Origin of the sequence: Actinomadura madurae (assembly GCF_047130825.1) — a bacterium.
Classification (GTDB): domain Bacteria; phylum Actinomycetota; class Actinomycetes; order Streptosporangiales; family Streptosporangiaceae; genus Spirillospora; species Spirillospora madurae.
This window is the reverse complement of record NZ_CP083237.1, coordinates 7,956,271-7,980,293: the sequence shown is the minus strand read 5'-3', so window position 1 is coordinate 7,980,293 and position 24,023 is coordinate 7,956,271. Positions and strand designations below refer to the sequence as shown.

Annotated in this window: 26 protein-coding genes and 1 pseudogene; 16 read left to right on the top strand and 11 right to left on the bottom strand. The window is 73.7% G+C overall.

Annotation, left to right across the window (positions count from 1 at the left end):
* Nucleotides 1-29 precede the first annotated feature (29 nt).
* The 4 genes from K8Z49_RS36985 (at nucleotide 30) to K8Z49_RS36970 (ending at nucleotide 5,117) form a co-directional block, all read left to right on the top strand.
* A complete protein-coding gene (locus K8Z49_RS36985) occupies nucleotides 30-1,562 on the top strand; it encodes an aldehyde dehydrogenase family protein (RefSeq protein WP_412516340.1) in 1,533 nt (510 codons plus the stop codon).
* Nucleotides 1,559-2,779, top strand: a complete 1,221-nt coding sequence (gene lhgO, locus K8Z49_RS36980; protein WP_075023583.1) for an L-2-hydroxyglutarate oxidase — start codon at nucleotides 1,559-1,561, stop codon at nucleotides 2,777-2,779. Before K8Z49_RS36985 ends, lhgO begins: the two co-directional genes overlap by 4 nt.
* A 133-nt stretch (nucleotides 2,780-2,912) precedes the next feature.
* Nucleotides 2,913-4,139 carry a cytochrome P450 gene (locus tag K8Z49_RS36975; RefSeq protein ID WP_412516339.1) on the top strand — a complete coding sequence of 409 codons (1,227 nt, stop codon included), beginning with the start codon at nucleotides 2,913-2,915 and terminating at the stop codon, nucleotides 4,137-4,139.
* Nucleotides 4,140-4,292: 153 nt separating this feature from the next.
* Nucleotides 4,293-5,117 carry an SAM-dependent methyltransferase gene (locus K8Z49_RS36970; protein ID WP_024934971.1) on the top strand — a complete coding sequence of 275 codons (825 nt, stop codon included), beginning with the start codon at nucleotides 4,293-4,295 and terminating at the stop codon, nucleotides 5,115-5,117.
* Nucleotides 5,118-5,130: 13 nt separating this feature from the next.
* Here K8Z49_RS36970 and K8Z49_RS36965 read toward each other — a convergent pair whose 3' ends face one another.
* The 4 genes from K8Z49_RS36965 to K8Z49_RS36950 are packed head-to-tail and all read right to left on the bottom strand — an operon-like array spanning nucleotide 5,131 to nucleotide 8,347.
* The gene (locus tag K8Z49_RS36965) at nucleotides 5,131-6,066 is read right to left on the bottom strand and encodes a hypothetical protein (RefSeq protein WP_412516338.1); all 936 of its coding nucleotides are present in this window, start codon (nucleotides 6,064-6,066) and stop codon (nucleotides 5,131-5,133) included.
* On the bottom strand, nucleotides 6,066-6,977 hold the full coding sequence (locus K8Z49_RS36960) for an alpha/beta fold hydrolase (RefSeq protein WP_021597144.1): 912 nt from the start codon (nucleotides 6,975-6,977) through the stop codon (nucleotides 6,066-6,068). Before K8Z49_RS36960 ends, K8Z49_RS36965 begins: the two co-directional genes overlap by 1 nt.
* Entirely contained in the window at nucleotides 6,974-7,498 is a 525-nt protein-coding gene (locus K8Z49_RS36955) for a cupin domain-containing protein (RefSeq protein ID WP_075023580.1), read from the bottom strand. The genes K8Z49_RS36960 and K8Z49_RS36955 overlap by 4 nt, the downstream gene beginning before the upstream one ends.
* A gap of 15 nt (nucleotides 7,499-7,513) precedes the next feature.
* Nucleotides 7,514-8,347, bottom strand: coding sequence for an SDR family oxidoreductase (locus K8Z49_RS36950; protein WP_412516337.1), 834 nt, complete (start codon nucleotides 8,345-8,347; stop codon nucleotides 7,514-7,516).
* Between the two features lie 21 nt (nucleotides 8,348-8,368).
* Here K8Z49_RS36950 and K8Z49_RS36945 point away from each other — a divergent pair, with 21 nt between their 5' ends.
* The 3 genes from K8Z49_RS36945 to K8Z49_RS36935 all read left to right on the top strand — a co-directional run bounded on the left by K8Z49_RS36945 (nucleotide 8,369) and on the right by K8Z49_RS36935 (nucleotide 10,626).
* Nucleotides 8,369-9,223: an IclR family transcriptional regulator gene (locus K8Z49_RS36945; RefSeq protein WP_220126740.1), complete on the top strand. Its 855-nt coding sequence runs from the start codon at nucleotides 8,369-8,371 to the stop codon at nucleotides 9,221-9,223.
* 66 nt (nucleotides 9,224-9,289) lie between these two features.
* Entirely contained in the window at nucleotides 9,290-9,760 is a 471-nt protein-coding gene (locus tag K8Z49_RS36940) for a cupin domain-containing protein (protein ID WP_111832152.1), read from the top strand.
* The gene (locus K8Z49_RS36935; protein WP_083598303.1) at nucleotides 9,757-10,626 is read left to right on the top strand and encodes a nuclear transport factor 2 family protein; all 870 of its coding nucleotides are present in this window, start codon (nucleotides 9,757-9,759) and stop codon (nucleotides 10,624-10,626) included. The genes K8Z49_RS36940 and K8Z49_RS36935 overlap by 4 nt, the downstream gene beginning before the upstream one ends.
* Here the strand turns inward: K8Z49_RS36935 and K8Z49_RS36930 are convergent.
* Nucleotides 10,596-11,303: a class II aldolase/adducin family protein gene (locus K8Z49_RS36930; RefSeq protein ID WP_075023579.1), complete on the bottom strand. Its 708-nt coding sequence runs from the start codon at nucleotides 11,301-11,303 to the stop codon at nucleotides 10,596-10,598. The genes K8Z49_RS36935 and K8Z49_RS36930 overlap by 31 nt on opposite strands.
* A gap of 41 nt (nucleotides 11,304-11,344) precedes the next feature.
* Here K8Z49_RS36930 and K8Z49_RS36925 point away from each other — a divergent pair, with 41 nt between their 5' ends.
* The 3 genes from K8Z49_RS36925 to K8Z49_RS36915 are packed head-to-tail and all read left to right on the top strand — an operon-like array spanning nucleotide 11,345 to nucleotide 13,290.
* Nucleotides 11,345-12,247, top strand: a complete 903-nt coding sequence (locus tag K8Z49_RS36925; RefSeq protein ID WP_412516336.1) for a VOC family protein — start codon at nucleotides 11,345-11,347, stop codon at nucleotides 12,245-12,247.
* A gap of 9 nt (nucleotides 12,248-12,256) precedes the next feature.
* Complete coding sequence (locus K8Z49_RS36920; protein WP_412516335.1) at nucleotides 12,257-13,156, top strand: VOC family protein; 900 nt, start codon at nucleotides 12,257-12,259, stop codon at nucleotides 13,154-13,156.
* On the top strand, nucleotides 13,153-13,290 hold the full coding sequence (locus K8Z49_RS36915; RefSeq protein ID WP_412516334.1) for a hypothetical protein: 138 nt from the start codon (nucleotides 13,153-13,155) through the stop codon (nucleotides 13,288-13,290). The genes K8Z49_RS36920 and K8Z49_RS36915 overlap by 4 nt, the downstream gene beginning before the upstream one ends.
* Here the strand turns inward: K8Z49_RS36915 and K8Z49_RS36910 are convergent.
* Complete coding sequence (locus K8Z49_RS36910; protein ID WP_021595313.1) at nucleotides 13,287-14,027, bottom strand: GntR family transcriptional regulator; 741 nt, start codon at nucleotides 14,025-14,027, stop codon at nucleotides 13,287-13,289. The two genes, K8Z49_RS36915 and K8Z49_RS36910, sit on opposite strands and share 4 nt — an antisense overlap.
* Nucleotides 14,028-14,117: 90 nt before the next feature.
* Here K8Z49_RS36910 and K8Z49_RS36905 point away from each other — a divergent pair, with 90 nt between their 5' ends.
* The 4 genes and pseudogenes from K8Z49_RS36905 (at nucleotide 14,118) to K8Z49_RS36890 (ending at nucleotide 16,329) form a co-directional block, all read left to right on the top strand.
* Nucleotides 14,118-14,504: a YciI family protein gene (locus tag K8Z49_RS36905; RefSeq protein WP_412516333.1), complete on the top strand. Its 387-nt coding sequence runs from the start codon at nucleotides 14,118-14,120 to the stop codon at nucleotides 14,502-14,504.
* Nucleotides 14,505-14,534: 30 nt separating this feature from the next.
* A pseudogene (locus K8Z49_RS36900) lies at nucleotides 14,535-14,894 on the top strand (NAD(P)-dependent oxidoreductase); the annotation flags it as partial.
* Nucleotides 14,895-14,911: 17 nt separating this feature from the next.
* Nucleotides 14,912-15,433 carry an NAD-binding protein gene (locus tag K8Z49_RS36895; protein ID WP_412516332.1) on the top strand — a complete coding sequence of 174 codons (522 nt, stop codon included), beginning with the start codon at nucleotides 14,912-14,914 and terminating at the stop codon, nucleotides 15,431-15,433.
* Nucleotides 15,430-16,329, top strand: a complete 900-nt coding sequence (locus K8Z49_RS36890) for a fumarylacetoacetate hydrolase family protein (RefSeq protein WP_412516331.1) — start codon at nucleotides 15,430-15,432, stop codon at nucleotides 16,327-16,329. The genes K8Z49_RS36895 and K8Z49_RS36890 overlap by 4 nt, the downstream gene beginning before the upstream one ends.
* 22 nt (nucleotides 16,330-16,351) lie before the next feature.
* On the opposite strand, the gene K8Z49_RS36885 is transcribed toward K8Z49_RS36890, so the two are convergent.
* Nucleotides 16,352-17,245 (bottom strand): LysR family transcriptional regulator, encoded by an 894-nt coding sequence (locus K8Z49_RS36885; RefSeq protein WP_021595317.1) that lies wholly within the window; start codon nucleotides 17,243-17,245, stop codon nucleotides 16,352-16,354.
* Nucleotides 17,246-17,386: 141 nt separating this feature from the next.
* On the opposite strand from K8Z49_RS36885, the gene K8Z49_RS36880 reads away from it, so the two are divergent.
* The gene (locus K8Z49_RS36880) at nucleotides 17,387-17,881 is read left to right on the top strand and encodes a hypothetical protein (protein ID WP_412516330.1); all 495 of its coding nucleotides are present in this window, start codon (nucleotides 17,387-17,389) and stop codon (nucleotides 17,879-17,881) included.
* Nucleotides 17,878-19,374, top strand: a complete 1,497-nt coding sequence (locus tag K8Z49_RS36875; protein WP_412516329.1) for an FAD-dependent monooxygenase — start codon at nucleotides 17,878-17,880, stop codon at nucleotides 19,372-19,374. The genes K8Z49_RS36880 and K8Z49_RS36875 overlap by 4 nt, the downstream gene beginning before the upstream one ends.
* A 4-nt stretch (nucleotides 19,375-19,378) precedes the next feature.
* Here K8Z49_RS36875 and K8Z49_RS36870 read toward each other — a convergent pair whose 3' ends face one another.
* The 4 genes from K8Z49_RS36870 to K8Z49_RS36855 are packed head-to-tail and all read right to left on the bottom strand — an operon-like array spanning nucleotide 19,379 to nucleotide 23,996.
* Nucleotides 19,379-20,191 carry an MBL fold metallo-hydrolase gene (locus tag K8Z49_RS36870; protein WP_075023570.1) on the bottom strand — a complete coding sequence of 271 codons (813 nt, stop codon included), beginning with the start codon at nucleotides 20,189-20,191 and terminating at the stop codon, nucleotides 19,379-19,381.
* 51 nt (nucleotides 20,192-20,242) lie between these two features.
* Nucleotides 20,243-22,495, bottom strand: a complete 2,253-nt coding sequence (locus K8Z49_RS36865; RefSeq protein WP_412516328.1) for a xanthine dehydrogenase family protein molybdopterin-binding subunit — start codon at nucleotides 22,493-22,495, stop codon at nucleotides 20,243-20,245.
* Nucleotides 22,495-23,484: an FAD binding domain-containing protein gene (locus tag K8Z49_RS36860; protein ID WP_412516327.1), complete on the bottom strand. Its 990-nt coding sequence runs from the start codon at nucleotides 23,482-23,484 to the stop codon at nucleotides 22,495-22,497. The genes K8Z49_RS36865 and K8Z49_RS36860 overlap by 1 nt, the downstream gene beginning before the upstream one ends.
* A complete protein-coding gene (locus K8Z49_RS36855) occupies nucleotides 23,481-23,996 on the bottom strand; it encodes a (2Fe-2S)-binding protein (RefSeq protein WP_021595323.1) in 516 nt (171 codons plus the stop codon). The genes K8Z49_RS36860 and K8Z49_RS36855 overlap by 4 nt, the downstream gene beginning before the upstream one ends.
* Nucleotides 23,997-24,023: the final 27 nt, after the last annotated feature.

Here is a 24,023-nt window from a genome sequence, read left to right as displayed (position 1 = left end):
TGTGCAGTGGGGCTGTACGTTACGACAGCATGGTGAACATCACAAGACCTCCGGCGCAGAAGGTCGAGCGTGGGCAGAATCCCCGGACGGGCCGCGTGACCTGCACGGTCGCGGTGACGCCGCCCGATGGGGTGGAAGCCGCGCTCGGCGCCGCGAGTGCGGCCTCGCGTGCCGTCGGCGCGTCGAGCCCGGCCACTCGCGCCCGCTGGCTGCGAGCGATCGCGGACGCCCTGGAGGAACCGGACGCCGCCGCCGACCTGATCGCGCTCGCCGACCGGGAGACGGCGCTGGGCGAGACCCGCCTCCTCGCGGAGCTGGCGCGCACCGCGGACCAGCTGCGGTTCTACGGTGATGCCGCCGTCGAGGGCTCCTACCTCGGAGTGACGATCGACCGCGCGACACCGGCCCGGCCGAGCCTGGCCCGCGTGCGGGTCCCGCTCGGCCCCGTCGCGGTCTTCGGCGCCAGCAACTTCCCGCTGGCCTTCGGCGTCCTGGGCAACGACACCGCCTCCGCCCTCGCGGCCGGGTGCCCCGTCGTGGTGAAGGGCCATCCGGCGCACCCCGCGCTCAGCGCGCGGCTCGCCGACCTCGCCCTGAGCGCCCTGGAGCGGGCCGGTGCGCCGGACGGCGCCTTCGCGCTCGTCACCGGCTTCGACTCGGGCGCCATGCTGGTGCAATCGCCCCACACGGCCGCGGTGGCGTTCACCGGGTCGCAGCAAGGGGGCCAGCACCTCTGGCGGCTCGCCAACGAGCGCGACGTCGTGATCCCCGTGTTCGCCGAGATGGGCACGGTGAACCCGGTCGTCCTCACCCCCGCCGGCGCCGCGGGCACCGCCGAGGTCGCCGCCGGGTTCGTCCGCGCGTTCACCGGCGGCGCCGGCCAGTTCTGCACGAAGCCGGGGCTGCTCTTCGCGCCGTCCGGATCGGGGTTCGCCGCCGCCGCGGGACGTGCGCTGGAACGTTCCGCGCCGCAGGCGTGGTGCCTGACCGAGCAGATCGCCGCCTCGGCCGCCGCCGGAACGGACGGCCTGGTCGAGGACGGGGCGACCGTCGTCGCCCGGGTGGCCGGTCCCGGCCGCGGCTGGTCGGTGGAGGCGGTCCTGCTCTCCGCGCCGATCGGCGCGGTGCGTCCCGGAAACCGCCTCCTCGAGGAGTGCTTCGGACCGGTCGCACTGGTGGTGGAGTATCAGGACATGGCAGAACTGCTGTCGGTATTGCCCCGCCTCCAGGGAACCCTGGCCGCCGCGATCATGTCGGGCGGCGAGCAGGACCCCGACATCCCCCGGCTGCTCGACGCGCTCACTCCCCTGGTCGGCCGGGTCGTGGTGGACGGGTGGCCCACCGGCGTCGCCACCGCGTGGGGGCAGCAGCACGGCGGGCCATGGCCGGCCACCACGGCGCCCGCCTCCACCTCGGTCGGCGCGGCGGCCCTCAACCGGTTCACCCGCCCCGTGACCTACCAGGGGACGCCCGACACGGCGCTGCCTCCGCCGTTGCGGCCGGACAACCCCTGGTCCGTGCCGCGGCGCGTGGACGGGGCGCTGGAGATGGGACGGCGGTGAGCCGGGTCAGGAAGCGCGCGGCGGTCGTCGGCGGCGGCATCGTCGGGGTGTCGGTCGCCCGCCATCTCGCCCGGCGGGTAGACGGCTTCGACGTCACCCTGTTCGAGAAGGAGGACCGGCTGGCCGCGCACCAGACCGGTCACAACAGCGGTGTCGTGCACGCCGGCCTCTACTACGAACCCGGGAGCCTCAAGGCCACCCTGTGCCTGCGCGGAGTCGAGCTGCTGCGCGAGGCCGTCCGGGACCACGGCGTCCCCTACGAGGAGTGCGGCAAGATCGTCGTCGCGCTCGGCGAGCGGGAGCTGCCCCGCCTGGACGCCGTCCACGCCCGCGCCGTCGCCAACGGCGTCCCCGGGGTCCGCCTGATCGGCCGCGACGAGATCACCGAGCTGGAGCCGCACGCCCGCGGGATCCGGGCGCTGCACTCGCCGCGCACCGCGATCGTCGACTACGTGGCGCTGACGGCCGCGCTGGCGGAGGACTTCCGCGCGGCCGGCGGCTCGGTCCGGCTGGGCGAGAAGGTGACCGGGCTGGAGCACCGCGGGCGGGCGGTCCGCCTCACGACGGGACGGGGCACCGAGGAGTTCGACCTCGTGATCGCGTGCGCGGGCCTCGCGTCCGACCGGCTGGCGCGGGCCGCCGGGGAATCCGCCGAGCCGCGGATCGTCCCGTTCTACGGCGACTACTTCCTGCTGGACGCGAGCACGCGCCACCTCGTCAACGGTCTCATCTATCCCGTCCCCGACCCCCGGTACCCGTTCCTCGGGGTGCACCTCACCAAGCGGATCGACGGAGCCGTCATGCTCGGCCCGAACGCCTTCCTGTCGCTGGGCCGGGAGTCCTACGAGGGCCGGCGGCCCGTCCCCCGGGACGTGCGCGACGCCCTCGGGTTCCCGGGCTTCTGGAGGTTCGCGGCCCGCAACCTTCCGGCGGCCGCCCGCGAGGCGCGGACCGCCCTCAGCTCGCGGCGGTTCGTCGCCGAGGCGCGCAGGTACGTCCCCGCCATCCCCTCCGGCGCCGTCGTCCGCGGGCCGCGGGGCATCCGCGCGCAGGCGATGGACGCGCGCGGCGGCCTGGTCGACGACTTCGTCATCTCGGGAACGGAGCACATCGTGCACGTGCGCAACGCGCCGTCCCCGGGCGCCACGTCGGCGCTCGCCATCGCCGAGCACATCGTGAGCGAAGCCCTCCGGCGCCGATCCTGGACGCCGGCGTAGGCCTCCCGAGGGAGGTAAGTGATTATGTACTGTCGTAGGCCCGGATGCCGGCCCGGCATCCGGACGGCCGATGCGGCGCGACGTCGGCCTCCGCCCCGTCCACGCACGGGCCTCCGGAGGAAGGGAACCGCCCATGCGCCCCGCGCCCGCATCCCGGTCCGACCAGCCGGTCAACGACACGATCAACCTGATCAGCGGTGAGTTCTGGGGCCGCGACCCCCACACCGAGCTCCGCTGGATCAGGGACAACGCGCCCGTCTACTGGGACCCCCACGGCGAGGTCTGGGGGATCTCGACCTACGCGACCGTCAAGTACGTCTCCCGGCATCCCGGGCTGTTCTGCAACGGCCAGGGCATCCGCCCCGACAACGGCCCGCTGCCGATGATGATCGACATGGACGATCCCGAGCACAAGCTGCGCCGCAAGCTGGTCAGCGCCGGGTTCACCCCGCGGCGGGTCGCCGACAGGCGGGCCTACCTCGAACGGCTCTGCGACGAGATCATCGACCGGGTCTGCGAGCGCGGCGAATGCGACTTCGTCGCCGACCTGGCCGCCCAGCTCCCGCTGATCGTGATCGGCGACGCCCTCGGGTTCGCGGCGCGGGACCGCCAGACGCTGCTGGCCTGGTCCGACGACATGCTCAGGGCGCTGACCGGCGGCGACGATCCCGCCCTGCTCTCCCGGGCCGCCGAGGCGTTCGCGGGCTTCAACGACCACGCCTCCGCCGTGGTGGCCGACCGCCGGGCCTGCCCCCGCGACGACCTCATCAGCGCGCTCACCCACGCCACCGTCGACGGGCAGCGGCTGGACCACGAGTCGCTGCTGCAGGAATCCCTGCTCATCCTCATCGGCGGGGACGAGACGACCCGGCACGTCATCTCCGGCGGGATGTGGCAGCTGTTCCGGCACCCGGAGCAGCGCCGCGCCCTGGCCGAGGACCCGTCCGGTATCCCCGCCGCCGTGGAGGAGATGCTGCGCTGGGTGTCCCCGATCAAGAACATGGCCCGCACCGCCACCCGCGACACCGTGCTCGACGGCCGGGCCATGGCGGAGGGCGACACCCTCCTGCTGCTGTATCCGTCCGCCAACCGGGACCGCGCGATGTTCACCGATCCCGACGCCTTCGACATCACTCGGCACCCGAACGAGCACCTGGCCTTCGGCAACGGCCCGCACTTCTGCCTGGGCAACAGCCTCGCCCGTCTGGAAATGCAGGTCATGTTCGGCAGGCTCCTGGCCCGCCTGCCCGATCTGGAGCCGGTCGATTCCGCCGAGCCCGCCCACCGGCCCGCCAACTTCGTCTCCGGCTACGAATCCATGCCCGTCCGCTTCACACCGACCCGCCGCGTGCTCTCGTGACCTCGAACCGTTATCGCCAAGGGCCGAGCCCGCACCCAATTCCATTGTTATCGGTGGTTCGCCGTCGTTTTCGTGATGCGAAATGTACGATGATTCACGGTTCTACTTGTTGAAAAGACAAGTCCGTACAGACAACGGGATCGAGGCTGCGGAGTGGCTGACACCGGCGGAGTGGACCGGAGTTCGGTGGACCTGGAGACCGGCCGGGCCCACGGCGCGCGGATCTACGACTACATCCTCGGTGGCAAGGACCACTACGAGGCCGACCGCGCGGCGGGGGACGAGACGCTGCGGGTGTGGCCCGCGCTCCGGGTGCACATGCAGGCCAACCGGTCGTTCATGCATCGCGTCGCGCGCTACATGGCGGTCGAGAAAGGCATCCGGCAGTTCCTCGACATCGGCACCGGTATCCCGACCTCCCCCAATCTCCACGAGGTCGTCCAAGAGAAGGCGCCCGACTCCCGGGTGGTGTACGTCGACAACGATCCGATCGTCCTGGTCCACGCGCGGGCGCTGATGCAGAGCACGCCCGAGGGCCGGACCGCCTACGTCCAGGCGGACATGCGCGAGCCGGAGCGCATCTTCACCGCCCCCGAGCTGCACTCCACCCTCGACCTCACCCGCCCGATCGGGCTGACCGTGATCGCCGTGGTCCACTTCGTCGAGGACGACGACGAGGCGTACCGCGTCGTGCGCGACCTGGTGGACAGGCTCCCGTCGGGAAGCTGGGTCGGGCTCGCCATCGCCACCGACGACTTCGACCGCGACGTGCTGGCCGAGGTCCAGCGGACCTACCACGCGCACGGCGAGTCCCTGCGCTGGCGCACCCACGAGCAGGCCCTGCGCTTCTTCGACGGGCTGGAACTGGAAGAGCCCGGCGTGGTGCAGATCCACAAGTGGCGTCCCGACGGGACCCTTTCCCGGCCCGTCTCGGACAAGGACATCGCCATGTACGGCGGCGTCGCGGTCAAACCCTGACCGGTCAGGCGCGTCAGGCGATCTCGAAGGTCGTGCCGATGCCCATTCCGGTGATCCACTCGGGGACCGCCTCGTAGCTCGTCCAGGCCAGCGGCAGGCCGACCGCGACCTGGCCGATCAGCCAGCAGCGCACCTCGTGCCCTCCGGTGCCCGCGCGTTCCTCCAGCCCCTCGTGGCCGAGTGCGGCGATCGATGCCGCGTCGCCGGCGGTCAGCCGGTCCAGGAACCAGGCGTCCCATTCCGCGTTCACGCGGGCGTGCGGGTCGCCGCCCATCTCCCGCACCCGCCGCTCGCGGACCGCGGCGACGGACTGCGCGTCGGCGCGGCCGTGGATCAGGGCCGTCCGGCGGTCGCCGGCCACCGACGGGTCCCGGGGGTCGTTCGACGGCAGCCAGTGGGAGAGCCCGCCGCTGGCGGCGACCAGCACCCGTCCCGGGTGGCCGGACGAGCGCAGCGCGGCGCCGAGCGCCCGGCCGAGCGAGACGCAGCGGTCCAGCGCGGGCAGCGGGGGCGCCGCGGTGTTCACCACGAGCGGCACGATCGGCACCCCCGCGCGGCCGCTGATCATCTCGTAGCTCTGCACCGTGCCGTGGTCGACGGTGAGGGCGTACGACAGCGCGATGTCGAAGCCGGCGTCCGCGAGGCCCTCCCGCACCGACCACGCGAGCCCCTCGGCCACCGGGAGGGGACCGGCCGCGCTGCCGAAGTCGCCGAACCCGACGGCCTCCTCCACCCCGAGGACGAACGGCGGCATCACGTCGTAGAAGTTCGCGTGGAAGTGGTCGGGGCCGATGACGACGATCGCGTCCGGAGCGAGCCGGTCCACGGCGCGCCGCACCCGGCCGGCGTCGTGGAGGAACCGCCCGCCCGGCCCCTCCGGGCCGTCGGGGGGAAGCAACGTCGCGAAGGGGCTGTGGGACATCCCGACGAAGCCCGCGATCTCGGCCATCAGACCGGGTCCTTGCCGTGGACGAGCCAGTCGCGGTGGACCCGGAGGTAGTCGTCGGCCTGCTCCCACTGGGGCCAGTGGCCGGCGTCCTCGATGACGTGCAGGCGGGCGTCGGGAAGCCAGCCGAGGAGCATCTCGGCCTCGTCGAGCCCGCCGGTCGGGTCGTGGTCCGTCCAGAGCAGCAGGGTCGGCGCGGTGATCCGCGACACCCAGGAGGGGTCCCAGGCGAAGTCCTCGCGGACCCGGGGGTCCTGGAGGACGAGCGTGTTGGTGATCGCCTGGACGAAGCCCGGCCGGGAGTACACGCTGCGCCGCAGGTTCACCAGTTCGTCGGTGACCATCTCCTTGTGGTGGAAGAGGAACTCCACCCGCCGCCGCACGGTCGCGTCGCTGGGGTCCTGGACCGCCGCCATGGTGCTGTCGCGCAACCGCGCCATCACGTCGGGCTTGTTGGCGATGTTGCCGGGCGTGTTGAGGACCAGCCGGTCCACGCGGTCGGCGTGGTGCGCGCCCGCCCAGGCGGCGACCCAGCCGCCGAGCGACTCGCCGGACAGGTGCGCCCTGCCGATGCCGAGCGAGTCGAGCAGGCCCACCAGGTGGTCGCAGAGCACGTCGATCGTGTAGGGGCGGTCGGGCAGCTCCGACCAGCCGTGGCCGACCATGTCGTAGGCCGTGACGCGGAAGTCGGCGGCCAGCCCGGCGAGGTCGCGGGCGTAGGCCTCCAGGTGGCCGCCGGTGCCGTGCAGCAGGACCAGGTCGGGACCGGACCCGGCCTGGAGGACCCTGGTGCGCACCGTGGCCTCGCCCAGCGGGACGTCGACGTGCCGCAGGGTGTGGTCGAGGTCGGCCAGTTCCCCCCAGATGCTGATGTGCCGGGGAATCGGCGGACCGGCCGGGAGTGTCTCGCTCATGTCTCCTCCGTCTGGTCGAAACGGTCGCGGGCCTCCTGGAGGGTCGCCAGGCCGGCGCTTTCCCGGCGGACGAGACCGAAGAGGCCGAGAAGGCGGGAGTTCTCGATGGTCAGGAACTCCACGGGATGCTCGGACGAGTCGTTGTAGTGCCGGTGCCAGGCCCACGGCGGCGTGTAGACGAAGGACCCGGCCGTCCAGGCCACGGTCTCGCCGTCGGCGCCGCCGTCCCCTTCGATCAGGCTGTGGCCTTCACCGCTGATCACGAAGTGGACGGTCTCGTGGTAGTGCCGCTGCATGTCCGAGCTGGCGCCGGGCGGGATGACCTGGCGGAACAGCTCGAAGGTCGTGGTCGGCAGGGTTCCGGCGATCCGGAGCGTGGTCGGGTTCGGCACCGATCCGGCCGGGATCGTTTCGAGGTCGTCGTCGTGGACCACGAGCGGGCGCTGCCCGCCGGGCCGCACGACGTGCGCGAAACCGGCGAGGAAGTCGGCCATCGTGAAGTCGGGTCCGGATACGGCCATGCAGAGGTCCTCCGTTCACACCGTCTCGGTCCGGCCGCCGTCGACCGCGAGGACGGTGCCGTTGATGTAGCTCGCCTCCGCCGAGGCCAGGAACGCGATCGCCGCCGCCACCTCGTCCGGGTCGCCGGACCGGCCGGCGGGGATCTCGGCCTGATCCTCTGCCGCCGCGGTGGCGAGGTCGGTTCCGGCGGCGTCGGCACGGCTCTGGAGGATCTGGAGCCGCCGCGGCGTGAGGGTGGCGCCGGGCGCGACGCAGTTCACGGTGACCCCGCGGTCGGCGTACTCGCGGGAGGCGAGCTTCGCCGCGGCCGTCACCGCCGACCGCAGCACGGTCGACGCGGCGAGTTCCGGCTGCGGTTGCCGGACGGCCGTGGACGTGATCAGGACGACCCGTCCGAAGCCGCGCGCGGCCATGCCGGGCAGGGCCGCGCGCATGAGCGCGAGCGGGCCGAGCAGGAGCAGGTCCATCGCCGTGCGCCACTGCGCGTCCGACACCTCCAGCACCCGGCCCGGCGCGGGGCCGCCGGCGCTGAGGACGAGCACGTCGAGCGCGCCGTGCCGGGCGCGCACCTCGTCCGCCGCGGCGGCGGCCTCGGCCGGCTCGGCCAGGTCGCAGACGAGGTGGTCGACGCGGTCGCCGCCGAGCCGGGAGCCGGCCTCGGCGAGGGCGGAGCGGGTCCGGCCGGCGAGGACGACCCGGTGGCCGGACCGCAGCAGCGCGGCGGCGGCCGCCGCGCCGATGCCGCCCGCCCCGCCGCCGACGAGCGCCGTCCGGATTCCGGGGTCCGCGCCGGAATCCGCGCGAGTTCCGGTGCTTGTGCTGGTAGAGCCCGTATGGCTGGTTCTCATGATGGCGCCTAGATTCGGACCATGACGCTCTCCACCCCAAACATGCGTCCCGCTGGCCGGGATCCTGATTCCGGCCGCCCGATCGGTTCGCTGGAGCGCGCCGCGGCGCTGCTGGGCGCCTTCGGGGAGGGGCACCGCGAGCTCAGCCTGGCGGAGTTGGTGCAGCGGTCCGGCCTGCCGCGCTCCACCGTGCACCGCACCGCCACCCGGATGATCGAGCTCGGCTGGCTGGACAAGCCGCGCGACCGCTACCGCATCGGCAACCGGCTGTTCGAGCTGTCCGGGCTGGTCCCGGTGCGCCACGAGCTCCGCGAGGCGGTGCTGCCGTTCCTGCAGGACCTGTACGCCGCGGCCCGGACCACCGTGCAGCTCGGCGTCCTCGACGGCGCCCAGGTGCTGGTGGTCGAGAAGATCACCGGGCACCGGCGGATGCCGATGCTCGCCCAGGTCGGCGGGACGATCCCGGCGCACTGCTCCGCGCTGGGGAGGGCGATCCTGGCCTGGTCGGACGCGGGAGCGCTGGACACCGTCCTCGCGGCCGGGCTGGAGCGCCGCACCCCGCGGACGATCACCAGCCCGGACGCGCTGCGGCGGGAGCTCGCCACCGTCGCGGAGCGGGGCTGGGCGCACGACCGGGAGGAGGGCAACATCGGCGTCTGCTGCGTCGCGGCGCCGATCTTCGGCCCCGGTGGCGGGGTGGCCGCCGCCCTTTCGGTCACCGGGCCCGGCCGCGCCGTGCGCGAAGAGTACATGGTGCCGGCCGTGCGCATGGCGGCCGCGGCGGCCGGCCGCGCCTACTCCACGCGCCGCTGGGAGACGCCGCGGACACGGTCCGCGACCGAGTCCCAGCCGCCGGGACATGCCTTTGGTCCCTGATCCCGCCCCCGCGCACGCTGTGACGCACAGCACGCCGGGACTCCCGGGGAGCCAAAGGAGAGGACCATGACCATAGGGAACGTCCAGCAGGAACACCGGGTGGTGCGCTCCGGGGAGGGGACGGACGTCGGTGCGATAGGGCTGGGCATCCACGTCAGGTTGACCGGGGCCGACACCGCGGGCGCCTACTCCCTGTTCGAGTACATCGTCCCGCCCGGCCTCGGCGGACCGCCCACGCACGTCCACAGCCGCGAGGACGAGATGTTCACCTGCACGCGCGGCAGGGTGAGGATCGAGCTGGACGGCGAGCACCATCTCCTCCGCGCCGGGGACTCGCTTCTCCTGCCGCGCCGGGTGCCGCACACGTTCGACAACCCGTTCCAGGATGAGACCCGGGTCGTGGCGGTCGTCTCCCCGCCCGGCCTGGAGGACTACTACCGGGAGCTCAGCGAGCTGCCGCCCGGCCCCCGCGACATGGAGCTGATCGCCGGGGTGATGGCCCGCCACGGGCTGTCGCTGAAGGAGGGGAGCCGATGAACGCGCGAGAGCGGATGGTGCACGCCATGTGCGCGGCGGTGGACGCCGGCGACGCCGAGGCGTTCGGGGCGTGGTTCGCCGACGACGCGACGTACCGGTTCGGCAACGAGGAGCCGCTGACCGGCCGGACCGCGGTGATCGCCGCGACCGCCGCGGCGGCCGGCACCCTGCCGCGGGTCAGGCACACCGTCGACCAGGTCGCCGAGGTCGGGGACCGGCTGTTCTGCCGGTTCACGATCGAGACCGAGACGCCCGCCGGCACGCCGGTGGCGCTGCCCTGCGTCACCGTGATCGAGATGGCGGGCGACACGGTGGCCGACTACCGGGTGCACATGGACATCGGTCCCGCGCTCGGCGCACCGCTCGGGCTGCGGCCCGCCGAGCCGGGCGCGGTCGAGGTCGCGCGGGCCGCCTTCGAGGGGCTGCAGCGCGGCGGCGCGACCGGGGACTGGAGCGGCTTCGTCGACGTGCTCGCCGAGGACGTCCGGATCATGATCCCCGTGCCGGCGGGCGAGCAGGAACCGCCGGAGGGCGTGCTCGTCGGCAAGGACGTCGCCCGGCGGATGTTCGCCGGGCACCACGAGGAGATGGTCGCGGGGGTCGTGCTGGAGGCCAAGCGGGTCGCGGCCAACGGCCCGCTCGTCGTGCTGGAGGCCCGCGTCGAGGGCGCGCTGGACGGCGAGGTGGTCGCCAACCACTTCGTGTTCGCCTTCGAGGTGCGGGACGGGATGGTGGCGTCGATGTACGAGTACGCCGCCTGGACGGCGAAGTCCCCCACGAGCCGCTGGGGCGACCCCGCGTTCGCCCGCGAGGCGTGGTCGGAGACCCTCATCCCCTACACGCCGTCGACGCTCGTCGCCGGCTGATCCGCGGGGACGCCGCGGGCCAGGTGCCGCCAGAGGCGCGGCAGGAGCTCGTCCTGGACGGAGCGCCATGCGCCGATCTCCTCGCCGGTCAGCGCGGTGACCCGGCCCGCGGCTTCGGCCGCGAGCCATGCCGTGCACAGCGCGGACAGCAGCCACATCCGCGCCACGGCGAGGCCCGGCGTGGCGCCGAGCGTGAGGGCGCCGTTGCCGCGGAGCAGCAGGGCCTCGCCCTCCGGCAGGCTGCGGGCGGCGCTCTCGGCCGGCGCGGCCGAGCGCAGCAGCCGACCACTGGGATGGACCGGCACCACCGGGCCGAGCCACGCGGCCTGGCCGTACAGCGCGGGCAGCGCGTCGGCGGCCGCCGCCGCGGCGAAGGCGGCGGGCGGCTGGGCACGGGCGACGGCCGCCGCGTCCGGGCGGGCGCGGTAGAGGGCGAGGTGGGCCCAGCTCTCGGCCGGGGCACCGGACGGCAGGTCCGCGGCGCCGAGGGGCACCTCCACCAGGGCGTCCGCCGTGACGCCGGACAGGTCGGCGGCCGGGGTGATCAGCATCGAGGCGCCCGTGCGGACGGAGACGTGCCCGAAGGCGGTGACCAGTCCCAGGCGGGCCAGGGCACGTCCCGCCTCCACCACCGACGCGGCCACAGCCTCGGGTGCCTTCCCAGAATCCTCACTCATCCCTAAACTGTATGCAGTTTCGTGAAGGAAGGGAACGAGCCGTGATCTCTGCACTGCACCACTACGCGCTCACCGTCCCCGACCTGGAGGTGGCGGACGGCTTCCTCCAGGACTTCGGGCTGGAGACCGCGGAGAAGGACGGTTCGCTGATCGCCCAATGCCGGGGCCGCGCGCAGGAACAGGTACGGATGGTGGAGGCGCCCGCCAAGCGGCTCCACCACGTGTCGTTCACCCTGCGCCCCGGTGGCCTCGACGCCGCGCGCGAGGCACTGGAGCGCGGCGGCGCGCCCGTCCTCGACCCGCCGCCGGGCGCCCCGGAGTCCGGGCTCTGGACGCGGGACCCGGACGGGAACGCCGTCCAGCTGCTCGACGAGGCGCCCGCCCCCGCCCGCGCGGTCGCCGAGGTCCTCACCAACATCGGAGAAGGCCACCGCAGGATCGGCGTCGCGCAGTGGCGGCGGGCCACGGAGGACGTCATGCCGCGCCGGCTCGGACACGCCCTGCTGTTCACCGCGCGGCCGGAGCGGATGACGGCCTTCTACACCGGGGCGCTCGGGCTGCGGGTCAGCGACACCATCCACGGCGGCGCGGTGACCTTCCTCAGCGCCGGCCGCGGCGACCACCACATCTTCGGGTTCATCCGCAGCACCCACCGCGGCTTCCACCACGCGAGCTTCGAGGTGCCGTCGATCGACGCGATCGCGCTCGGCGCCGACCGGATGCGCGCCCGGGGCCGCGACGCGGGATGGGGCCTCGGCCGGCACACCATCGGCTCCAACTTCTTCCACTACACCCTCGACCCGTGGGGCTCGTGGATCGAGTGGTTCTCCGACATCGACCAGGTCGACGACGGCTGGGTCGCCCGCGACTGGGACGTGCCCCCGCACCTGTGGGGCGCCCCGCCGCCCGAGACCTTCCTGGAGAACCGCGAGCCGCGCGCCTAGGAGACGCCCGTGATCACGCTCACCGACATCGCCTACGTACGCTCGGGCGTCGCCGACCTCGCCGCCGCGGTGCGGTTCGCGACCGGAGTCGTCGGCCTCGAACTCGCGCCGCCCACCGGGCCCGGCGTCGCCCACCTGCGGGCGGACCACCGCCACCACTGCCTCGCGCTGGTCGAGGGACCGTCCGGCATGCTGGCCTCGGGCTTCACCGTCGCCGGCGCCGACGCCCTCGGCGCGGCCGAGACCGAGCTGGAGCGGTCGGGGATCTCCGTCCGGCGCGGGTCCGCCGAAGAGGCGCGATCGCGCAGGGTCGCGGAGTTCATCGCCTTCGACGACCCGTTCGGCAATCGGTTGGAGCTGGTGGCCGGGCAGGAGACCGTGACCCGTCCGGTGGCCTTCACCAGGCCCGCCGGGATCACCGAGTTCGGTCATCTGTGCCTGGACGCCCCCGACGTCCACGAGGCCTACCGGTTCTGGAGCGGCCGCTTCAACGCCCGGGTGTCCGACTGGATCGGCGACGCGGCCTGCCTGATGCGGATCGATCCGGTGCACCACAAGCTCGCCGTGTTCCGCGGGGACGGCCCCGGGCTGTGCCATGTGAACTTCCAGGTCGGCTCGCTCGACGACGTGTTCCGCAACTGGCACTTCCTGGTGGAGAACGACGTCCGGATCGAGATGGGTCCCGGCCGGCATCCGCAGTCGACCGCGGTCTTCCTCTACTTCCTCGGCCCCGAGGGATTCACCTACGAGTACTCCTACGGCGTGCGGCGCATCGAGGACGAGGCCGCCTGGCGGCCCCGCACCTTCGACCCGGCCGAGCCCGGGTCCATCGACATGTGGCTGGGCCCGGTCCAGCGCGTGTCGAGCCAGCGGCAGGTGCGGCGGGAGAGAACGGGAGACGCCTCATGACCTCGCCCACGACCGTGCCCGGCAGCGTCGAGGCGGCGGGCGTCCGGCCGCACGTGCCGTCGGGCTGCGGGCACTGGACGATGATCGAGCGGACGGAGGACTTCCTCGCGGCGGTCCGCGCCCTCCTCGGCTAGTCCCGGTCGATGAGCGCCAGCGCGTGCGGCACCGCGACCGGCGCGTAGTCCGGCGCGCAGTCGCCCAGCACGCGCAGCGCCGTGCGGGCGAGGTGGCGCCCCATCCCGGAGAGCGCCGCCCGCTCGTCGCCCGCGACCAGCGCCTCCAGAATCCGCGCGTGCTCCTCGTCGCCCACCGTCTGCCAGTCGTCCGGCTCCGACAGCTGGTAGATGCGGATGTAGCGGATGGTCCGGTCGGCGAGGACCCGCAACCGCCGCTGCATCGCCTCGCCGGCACCCGAGGTGAGCAGCCGGTGGTAGTCGCCGTGCGCGGCGAACCAGGCGGTGAAGTCCCCGTCCTTCGCGGCCGCCCGCAGGGTGGCCAGCAGCCGTTCGGCCTCGTCGCGCAGGCCGGAGCCGAACCCGCCGATCGTCATGGAGAGGGCGAGGGTCTCCTGGAGGATGCGGGTGGCGTAGATGTCGTCGAGTTCCTGCGGGTCGAGGCCGGCCACCCGGGTCCGCTGGTTCGGCTCGATCTCGACCAGGCCCTCCTCCTGCAGCATGCGCAGCACCTCGCGGAGCGGGGTGCGGCTGATGCCCAGCTGCCGCGCCAGGCTCACCTGGGAGAGCTTGGTCCCCGGCTTGAGCGTGCCGTCGAGGATGCACTCCCTCAGATAGGCGTGCACGTGCGGGATCGCCTGCCGGGCCTCGGGCAGTTGCACCGGCCGGATGTTCGGGACGAGCGTGACACGGGGCATGCCCTCCACTCTGGCCGATCACGGCCGAATCTGCATACAGTTCCGGCCGCAATCTTGACGCGGGAGCCAAACTGCATACAGTTTAGCTCCATGTCCGATGACGACCGGCCGCCCGAGGCGGCCCCAGGACGGCTGCTCGCCCGCGACTACTGGCTGGTCCGCTCCACTCCGCAGCCGGGAACCCGCGAAGCGGACATCGCCGCGCACGCGTCCGACCATGTGGCGTGGCTGCTCGGCCTGGAGCGCGACGACGTCGTCTTCATGTCCGGCCCCCTGCTGTCGGGGCCGGGCACCGGGCCCGGCTCGGGCGTGACGGTGCTCCGCGCGGGCGACGAGGAGACCGCCCGCCGCATCGCCGCGGAGGACCCGTTCGTCAGGGCGGGGCTGCGCACCTTCGAGGTGTACCGGTGGCGCGTCAACGAGGGCAGTGTCGGCGTGCGCGTCTCCCTGGGGACCGGCGGCTATGAGTGGCGCTAGGACGCGGCGGCCGGCACGCGACCGAGGGAGGTCCGGATGCAGACGGTGGGCGTGATCGGGCTGGGCCGGATGGGCCTTCCGATCGCACGCAATCTGATGGACCGGGGGTTCCCGGTCGTCGGCTACCGCCGCGGCGAGTCCGCCGAGCTGACCGAGGCCGGCGGGACGCGGGCCGCGTCGCCGGCCGGCGTGGCGGAGCGGGCGGACGTGCTGCTGTCGATCCTCCCCGACGCCGCGGCGCTGCGGGAGGTCGTCCGCGGTCCCGCCGGCACACTCACCGCCCTCCGGCCCGGCACCGTCCACATCGAGATGAGCACCATCGACGTGGACGACAAGCGCCGCATCCGCGACGAGGTGCGCGCCCGCGGCGGCGATCTGCTGGACTGCCCCATCAGCGGCAGCCCGGGATGGTCGCCCCGCGCCTGGCCACCACCCTCGCCTCCGGGGACGAGCGGGCCGTGGAGTCCGTGCGGCCGGTGCTCGACGCGATCTCCGGGCCCTGGATCCGCACCGGGGGGTTCGGCACCGGCACCCGGATGAAGTACATCGCGATGCTGCTGGTGGCCGTGCACACGGTGGCCGCCGCGGAGGCGGTGGCGATGGCCCGGCGCAGCGGCATCGACCTGGAGCTCCTCCAGCGCGTCCTCGACGACTCGATCGCGGGCTCCGCGATCCTCAAGCAGCGCGGCCCGCTGATGCGGGAGCGGGCCTGGACGCCGGCGCCGGGGCCGATCGCCACGCTGCACCCCATCCTGGAGCAGATCGAGGACGCGATGGCCGGGTTCGGCCTGGCCCTGCCGGTCTTCGCCTCGGCCAAGGCCGTCTTCGACAGGGCGGTCGCGGACGGATGGGGCCCGCTCGACATCGCGTCCGTGCACGACCAGACGTCCCCCGAGGGTTCCCCCGGCCAAGGAGAAGAAGGCGCATGAAATGGTCTCTGGCGACGTACACCGGCCAGGCCGCCACGGGCCTCGCCGCGCTCCGCGAAGACGGCCTCCTCGTCGGCCCGGCCGAGCTGAAGCGCTGGTCCGGCCTCCTCGATCTGCTGGAGGACTGGCCGGCGGCGGAGAAGGTGCTGCGCGCCATCGACATCATGGAGGCGCCGGAGATCGCCTACGACGCGCTGCTCACGCCGCTGCGGTGGCCGAGGAAGGTGATCTGCGCCGGCGTGAACTACCACCGGCACGTCCTGGAGATGGGCGGCCGTCCCCCCGGCGACGGCTGGAAGCCCTTCTTCTTCCTGCGGGCGCCGACCACCACGCTCATCGGCCCGAACGACCCCCTCGCCCTGCGCCTGCGCGAACCGGCCCGCTACGACTGGGAGGCCGAGCTGGCCGTCGTCATCGCCCTCGCCGGCCGCGACATACCGGTGGCGGACGCGCTGCGCCACGTCGCCGGCTACTGCGTCGCCAACGACGTCACCGCCCGCGCCCGGCACAGGCGGGACGAAGTTCCGGCCGACGCCTTCTCCTACGACTGGTTCGCGGCGAAGTCCGCCGACGGCACGCTGCCGCTCGGCCCCGGCGTCACCCCGGCGTTCCTGGTCCCCGACCCGCAGGACCTGCGGGTGCGCCTGTGGGTCAACGGCGAGCTCCAGCAGGACGAGTCGACTGCCGACATGATCACCCCGGTCGCGGGGCTCATCGCGGCCGCCAGCGAGGTCGTCACCCTCGAACCCGGCGACGTGCTCATCTCCGGCACTCCGGCGGGAGTGGGCGCGGGGCGGGGACTGTTCCTGCGCCACGGCGACGTCGTCCGCACCGCGATCGACGGCCTCGGGTCCCTGGAGAACACGGTCGAGACGCGGCCCGGCCGCGCCGTCTGACCTCCGGGATGCCCGCCCGCGGTCAGCCGCCGGCCAGGAGGGTCCGGCGCAGGGCGCGGGCGGCCTCGGACGGCGGGTGGTCGCGGGAGAGCGCGAGGGCGAGGTCGATGAGCGGGGGCGGGTCGGCGAGGTCGACCTGGACGAGGCCGGGCCGCGCGGCGATCTGCTCCTGCGGGACGAAGGCGAGGCCGAGGCGGCGCTGGACCATGGCCATGGCGGTCGTCGTGTCGACGACCTCCAGGGCGACCGTGCGTTCGACGGCGGCTGCCTTGAAAAGGCTGTCCACGATGGAGCGGTTGCCCCAGCCCACGGGGAAGTCGATGAAGCGGCGGTCCGCGAGGTCGGCGTAGGCGACGTTCCGGGCGCGGGCGAGCGGGTCGTCGCCGCGGCAGGCCAGCCCGAGGCGCAGGTGCGCGATCGGGTCGGTGATCACCTCGCCGCCGAGCAGCGCGGCGCCGTCGGCGGGCATGGGCAGCAGCATGAGGTCGTAGCGCCCCTCGCGGAGCGCCGCCGCGTGGTCGTTGAAGGACCCGACGGACCGCCGCAGGCGGACCACGACGTCCGGGTGCTCGCGCTGGAACCTGCTCAGGCCGTCGATCAGGTCGAAGTCGCCCGTGGACAGGATGGTGCCGAGGGTGACGGCCCCGGTGACGCCGCCGCTGAGCCGGCTCATCTCCTCGTGCGCGCGCCGCGCCTCGGCGAGGATGGCGCGGGCCCGGGCGAGCAGGGTGCGGCCCGCGGTGGTGAGTTCGAGGCGGCGGTGCGAGCGGTCGAACAGGGCCGTCTGGAACTGCTGCTCCAGCCGGGACACCGCGGCCGACGCGGCCGACTGGACGACGTGGGCGCGCTGGGCGCCCCGGGTGAAGCTGCGTTCTTCGGCCACGGCCACGAAGTACTCCAGCTGCCGAAGCTCCATCGGTCCCTCCACACGGTCGCGGGCCAGATCTCGAACTATCTCAAAGCGCGATGGGAGATAGCAAAAATGATCGTTGGACACGATGACACCGGGCCTCCAGGGTGGGAGCAGGCATCACTTTCGAGGAAGGGAACTGGGACCGTGACCGTGACCGCCCTGCAGATCGGGCTCCACCCGGACGTCATCGACTACGACGCCCCCGAGTTCGCCGCCTTCGCCGGCCTGACCCGGGAGAGCCTGGCCGCCGCCCACGACGGCAACCTCGCCCTGCTGCGCGAGGCCGGCTACGAAGCGGACGGCTGCCAGATCGACTTCGGCGAGACCGCCCTCGACACCGTCCGCGGACGGCTGGCCGCCAAGCGCTACGACGCCGTGCTCATCGGCGCGGGCGTGCGGCTGGTCCCGCCGAACACACTGCTGTTCGAGTCCATCGTCAACCTGGTGCACGAGACGCTGCCCGACGCCCGCTTCGTCTTCAACCACGCCGCCACCACCACCCCGGACGACATCCGCCGCTCCTTCCCCGACCCCGCGTCCTCCGAGCGGGCCGCACTCCCCGCCGACCTGAAGGACGTCGCCGCGGCGAACCCCGGGAACGCCAACCGCGCCGGCACTCCGCAGATGGAGCGGTCGTGACCGGCGAGGAGGGCGCCGCGGCGACCCGCCGCGCGGAGGTGATCGTGGTCGGCGGCGGCCCCACCGGCATGACCGCCGCGGGCGACCTGGCCCGCGCGGGGCGCGAGGTCGCCGTGCTCGAACGCTGGCCCACCGTCAACCCGTCCAGCCGGGCCTTCGTCACCATGGCCCGCACCCTGGAGGTCCTCGACAGCCGCGGCCTGGCCGACGACCTGCTGGCGCGGGCGAGCACCACCGAGCGCGTCAACCTCTTCGCCGGCGCCGCGGTCGACCTGACCCGCCTGCCGTCCCGGCACCGGTACGGGATGATCACACCGCAGACCAATGTCGACCAGGCACTCGAACGCTACGCCCGCGACCAGGGCGCGACGGTGCTGCGCGGCGTGGAGGTCGTCGGCCTCAGTCAGGACGACGGCGGAGTGACCCTCACCGCCCATCCCAAGGACGGCGGCGAGACCACGACTTGGCGCGCCGAGTACGTGGTCGGGGCGGACGGCGCGCACAGCACGGTCCGCGACCTCCTGGGCGCCGACTTTCCCGGCAGGACGGTGCTGTCCTCGGTCGTCCTGGCCGACGTCCGCCTGTCGGACGGCCCCGTGGGCACGGGCCTCACGCTCGGCAGCAGGCCCGGTTGCTTCGGCTTCCTCGTCCCCTACGGACGGGCCCGCCCGGGCGGCTGGTTCCGGTCGATGACCTGGGACCGGCGCCACCAGGTCCCCGACACCGCGCCCATCGACGAGGACGAGGTCACCCGCGTCCTCAACACGGCCATGGGCCGCGACGTCGGCGTCCTGGAGTACGGCTGGCACTCCCGCTTCCACTGCGACGAGCGCCAGGTCCGCTCCTACCGGCACGGCCGCGTCCTGCTCGCCGGGGACGCCGCCCACGTGCACTCGCCCATGGGCGGCCAGGGCATGAACACCGGGATCCAGGACGCCGCCAACCTGTCCTGGAAACTCGACGCCGTCCTCGGCGGCGCGGATCCGGCCATCCTGGACTCCTACCACCGCGAACGGCATCCGATCGGCCGCCGCGTCCTGCGCCAGAGCGGCGCCATGATGCGCGCCGTCACGCTCGGGCCGCCCCCGGCCCGGCTGCTCCGCAACCTGCTGGCGCCCGCGGTGCTCGGCATCGGTCCCGTCCGCGACGCCGTCGCCGGCGGCTTCTCCGGGGTGACCCTCCGCTACCCGCGCGGCCGGGGCCAGAACCGCCTGGTCGGCACCCGCGCCACCGAGGTCCCGCTCGCCGAGGGACCGCTGACCGCGATCCAGCGCGACACCCCGGGGTTCGTCCTCGTCCGCGAGCAGGACGCCGGGCCCCTCCACACCACGCTCACGCAGGCCCGCCGCACCGACGACGGGCCCGCGCTCCTCATCCGCCCCGACGGCTACATCGCCTGGGCGGGGCCGAGCACCCGCGTCACCGGCGCCGGCGGCTGGCAGACCGCGTGGCGGGCCTGGACCGGCGCGGGACCGGACCGTGTCCGATCGTGACGTGTCAGGTGAACCAGCGTCTTCCCTCACCGGCCAGGACGCGGCCGAACCGAAGCTCCGGGAAGTGCGCCCCGGCGCCGACGGTCGCCTCGTCCTCGAGCTCGCGGAACAGCCGTTCGCGGATCCGTCGCGCGAGCTCGGGGTCGACGTCGCCGATCGACTGCCAGGTGGGCTCGTCGAGCTGGACCGGGCAGATGATCGCGTCGCCGAGGAGCAGCGCCCGGCGGCCGCCGGAGGCGACGATGACGCTGAGATGCCCGGGGGTGTGCCCCGGTGTCATGGTCACCGTGACGCCGGGCGCGATGGTGGTGTCGTCGGCGACGGGCCGCAGGCGGTCGCCCTGCCGCTCGGACGCGGCGCGGAACCCGCGCCGGATGTGATCGAACATCAGCACCTCGGGGTTGGCGACGAAGTGGTCCCAGTCGCGGGCGCCGAACCAGACGGCGGCGCGGGTGAAGACCGGATCGGCGTTCCTGTCGAAGAGCCAGCCGCAGTGGTCGGCGTGCAGGTGGGTGCACACGACGTCGGTGACGTCGGCGGGGGTGACGCCCACGGCGCGCAGGCCGAGCAGCAGCTGCCCGCCGACGAGGAACCTGCGGGGGCCGTCGTCGCGCATCTCGGGGCCGATGCCGGCGTCGACGAGGATCGTCCGGTCGCCGGTCCGGACCAGGAAGCACCCGATGGGCAGCCAGGCCATCGAGTCGCGGGAGAACAGGTCCTCGTGGCCCTCGGCGCGGACGTGCTCGCCGAAGTAGGCGGGTGACGCCCGGAAGGTGCCGTCGGTCAGGGGATGGACGTCGATGTCACCGATCAGCATGGGATCCTCCGGACTCGGGGCGGTCAGGCGGGTGCGAGCAAACGGGGACGGTCAGACGGGTGCGGGCAGGTGGTTCAGCAGGTGCTCGGGGGCGATCGGCAGCTCCCGGACGCGGTGGCCGGTCGCGTGGCGGACGGCGTTGGCGACGGCCGCGGCCGAGCCCACCTGGCCGATCTCGCCGACGCCCTTGACGCCGAGCGGGCCGGTGACGCGGTCCTCGACCTCGATCAGCTCGACGTCGACGTCGGGCGCGTCGGCGTTGACCGGGACGAGGTAATCGCCGAGGCTCGCGTTGGCCCAGCGACCGAGGCCGGGGTCCATGCGGGTGCCTTCGCGCAGCGCCTGGCCCATGCCCCACAGCATGCCCCCCACGAGCTGGCCGCGGGCGGTCCTCGGGTTGAGGACGCGGCCGGGCGCGAACACCCCCGTCATGCGCCGCACCCTGACCAGGCCGAGGTCGGCGTCGACCGCGACCTCGGCGAACTGGGCGCCGAAGGTGAGCAGCCCGTACGGGGTGTCCAGCGGCGGCGGGTCCCAGCTGCCGATGGCCTCGGCGTCGTTCATGAGGTGCCGGGACATCAGGTCGCCGTAGGTCTCGTGCGCCGCGGGGTCCCCGGCGAGCGTCATGCGTCCTCCGGTGACGGTGACGCGGCGCGGATCGGCGCCGTGCAGCGGCGACTCCGGGTCGCCTGCGGCCATGGCGATCATCTGGTCGCGGACGGCCGCGGCCGCGTTGTGCACCGCGGCGCCGACCATCATCGCGCCGTTGGACCCCACCGGGGACCCGGCGGTCGGCAGGTCGGTGTCGCCGAACTCCAGGCGCACGTCGTGCGGGTCGACGCCGAGCCCGTCGGCGGCGACCTGGGTCAGCACCGTGGTCATGCCGGTGCCGAACTCCTGGACGGCGGTGGACACGACGGCGGTGCAGTCGGAGTACAGGCGGGCGCGGGCCCGCTGGGTGCGCATGAAGAACGCCACGGGGTACCCGGCGGCGGCCATGCCGGTCCCGATCAGCAGGTTCCCTTCGCGGCGGGCCCCGGGCGCGGGATCGCGTCCCGCCCAGCCGAACCGCTCCGCTCCCCGCCGCAGGCAGTCGGCGAGGCCGCCGCTGGACCAGGGATGGCCGGTCTCGGGGTCGACGTCGGTGAGGTTGCGCAGCCGGAGCTCGACCGGGTCGATGCCGAGCCGGGCGGCGAGCTCGTCCATCGCGCATTCGAGGCTGAACACCCCGGCCGCCTCGCCCGGCCCGCGGGTGAACGTGGGCGTCATCGTGTTGCCGCGCACCAGCCGGTGCGCGCCCTCGAAGGCGGGGCACGCGTACAGCCGGGAGGACACGCCGAACGCGGGCTCGGCCCAGTCGTCGAACGGCGACGTCACGGAGATCTTCCGGTGCCGGATCGCGGTGAGCGTGCCGTCGCGCCGCGCCCCGAGCCGGACGTGCTGCTCCTGCTCCTCGCGGTGCCCGCACGAGGTGAACATCTGCTCCCGCGGCACCACCAGGCGCACCGGCCGGCGCACGTGCCGGGCGGCCAGCGCGGTGAGGGTCACGTGCGGCCAGACCATCGCCTTGGACCCGAACGCCCCGCCCACGAACCGCGTCAGCACCCTGATCTTGGACGGGGACATGCCCAGGAGGGCGGCGACGGTCAGCTGCACGGCCTTGATGCCCTGGCAGGAGTCGTACAGCGTCAGGCGGTCGCCCTCCCAGACGGCGGTGGTGGTCAGCGCCTCCAGCGCGTTGTGGTGGTTGGGGGCGAACCGGAACTCGGCGTCGATGTGCAGATCCGCCTCGGCCAGCCCGGCCTCGACGTCCCCGCGTCGCGACCGGGCGGGCAGGAAGCCCCCGAAGATCCTCTCCGGCTCGTAGGCGTCCGCGCGGCCCTGCTCGATGGTGGTCACCGACGGCGCCTCGGCGTACGCGACCTCGACGAGCGCGGCGGCGTGCTGGGCCTGCTCCAGTGTGCCGGCCACCACGATCGCCACCGGCTGGCCCGCGTAGTGCACCGTGTCGTCCTGCATCGGGAAGAACGTCTCGCCCGGCGCCGGCCCGCCCATCAGGGACGGCACCAGCGGCACGTGGCCGACCTTCGGGATGTCGTGGTGGGTCAGGACCGCGAGGACGCCCCCGGCGCGTTCCGCCGCCGCGGTGTCGATCGAGGCGACCCGCCCGCTGGGCACGCGGGCGCCGACGATCCGGGCGTGCGCCAGGCCCGGCGGCGAGATCTCCCCCGTGTACCGGGCGGTGCCGGTGACCTTCTCCGGGCCGTCGACGCGGACGGCCTCCTGCCCGATGGATCCGCCCATCACTCGTCCCCGTCCGTGAGCGCCGCGAGCGCGCGGACGATCGTCCGGCGCGCCAGCTCGACCTTGAAGGAGTTCAGGGGCCGCGGCACGGCCGCCGCCATCTCGTGTGCGGCGGCCGTGGCGAACGCCTCGCGCGCGGCCGGCCCGCCGGTGAGGCTCCGCTCGGCCGCCCGCGCCCGCCACGGCTTGGTCGCGACCCCGCCCAGCGCCAAGCGGACCTCGGTGAGGATCCCGTCCCGGACGTCCACCGCCGCCGCGACGGAGACGAGCGCGAACTCGTACGACGCGCGGTCGCGGACCTTCAGGTAGGCCGACCGGCGGGCCATCGGCAGCGCGGGGACCTCGATCGAGGTGATCAGTTCGCCGTGCTCCAGCGGGTGCTCGCGCTCCGGGGTCCTTCCGGGAAGCAGGAAGAAGTCGTCGATCGCGATGGTGCGCTCGCCGGCCGGGCCCCGCGTGTGCACCACCGCGTCCAGGGCGACCAGCGCGACCGCCACATCGGACGGATGAGCGGCGATGCACGCGTCACTGGTCCCGAGGACGGCGTGCCCGCGGTGGAAGCCGTCCATGGCCGAGCAGCCGCTGCCCGGATCGCGCTTGTTGCACGGCGAGGTCGCGTCGCGGTAGTAGCCGCACCGGACGCGCTGGCACAGGTTGCCGCCCATCGAGGCCATGTTGCGCAGTTGCGCCGAGGCGCCCAGCAGCAGCGCCTGGGAGACGACAGGGAACCGTTCCACCACCCCCGGCGCCTCGGCGACGTCGCTCATCCGCGCCAGCGCGCCGATGCGCAGGCCGCCGTCCGGCAGGTCCTCGACCTGGTGGAACGGCAGGTCGTTGATGTCCACCAGCACGTCGGGGCGCAGCACGTTCTGCCGGACGAGGTCGACCTCGGTGGTGCCGCCCGCGAGGAACGCCCCGCCCGGGTGCTCCCGGACCGTCGCGATCGCCGTGCCGGCGTCGGCCGCCCGCGCGTAACCGAACGGCCTCATCGCCGGGCACCGTCCTTCGCGTCGCGGACCTCGCGGATCGCGGCCCTGATGTTCGGGTAGGCCGCGCATCGGCAGAGGTTGCCGCTCATCCACTCGGCGATCTCGCCGTCGTCGGCGGCGTGCCCCTCGTCCAGCAGCGCGACCGCCGACATGATCTGGCCCGGTGTGCAGTACCCGCACTGGAACGCGTCGCGGGCGATGAAGGCGGTCTGCATGGGGTGCAGGCCGCCGCCGTCCGGGAGGCCCTCGATCGTGGTGACCTCCCGCCCCTGGCAGGTGACCGCGAGCGTCAGGCAGGCCAGCACCCGCCGGCCGTCCACCCAGACCGTGCAGGCCCCGCAGGTGCCCTGGTCGCAGCCCTTCTTCGAGCCGGTCAGCGCGAGGTGCTCGCGCAGCGCGTCCAGCAGGCTCACGCGCGGCTCGATCCGCGGCTCGCGCTTCCGGCCGTTGACGGTGAACACGACCGTCCGGGCCTCGGACCGGCCTTCCAGCGGTGGTGAGTCGACGTCCATCCTGGGCTTCCTCAGATGATCTCGATT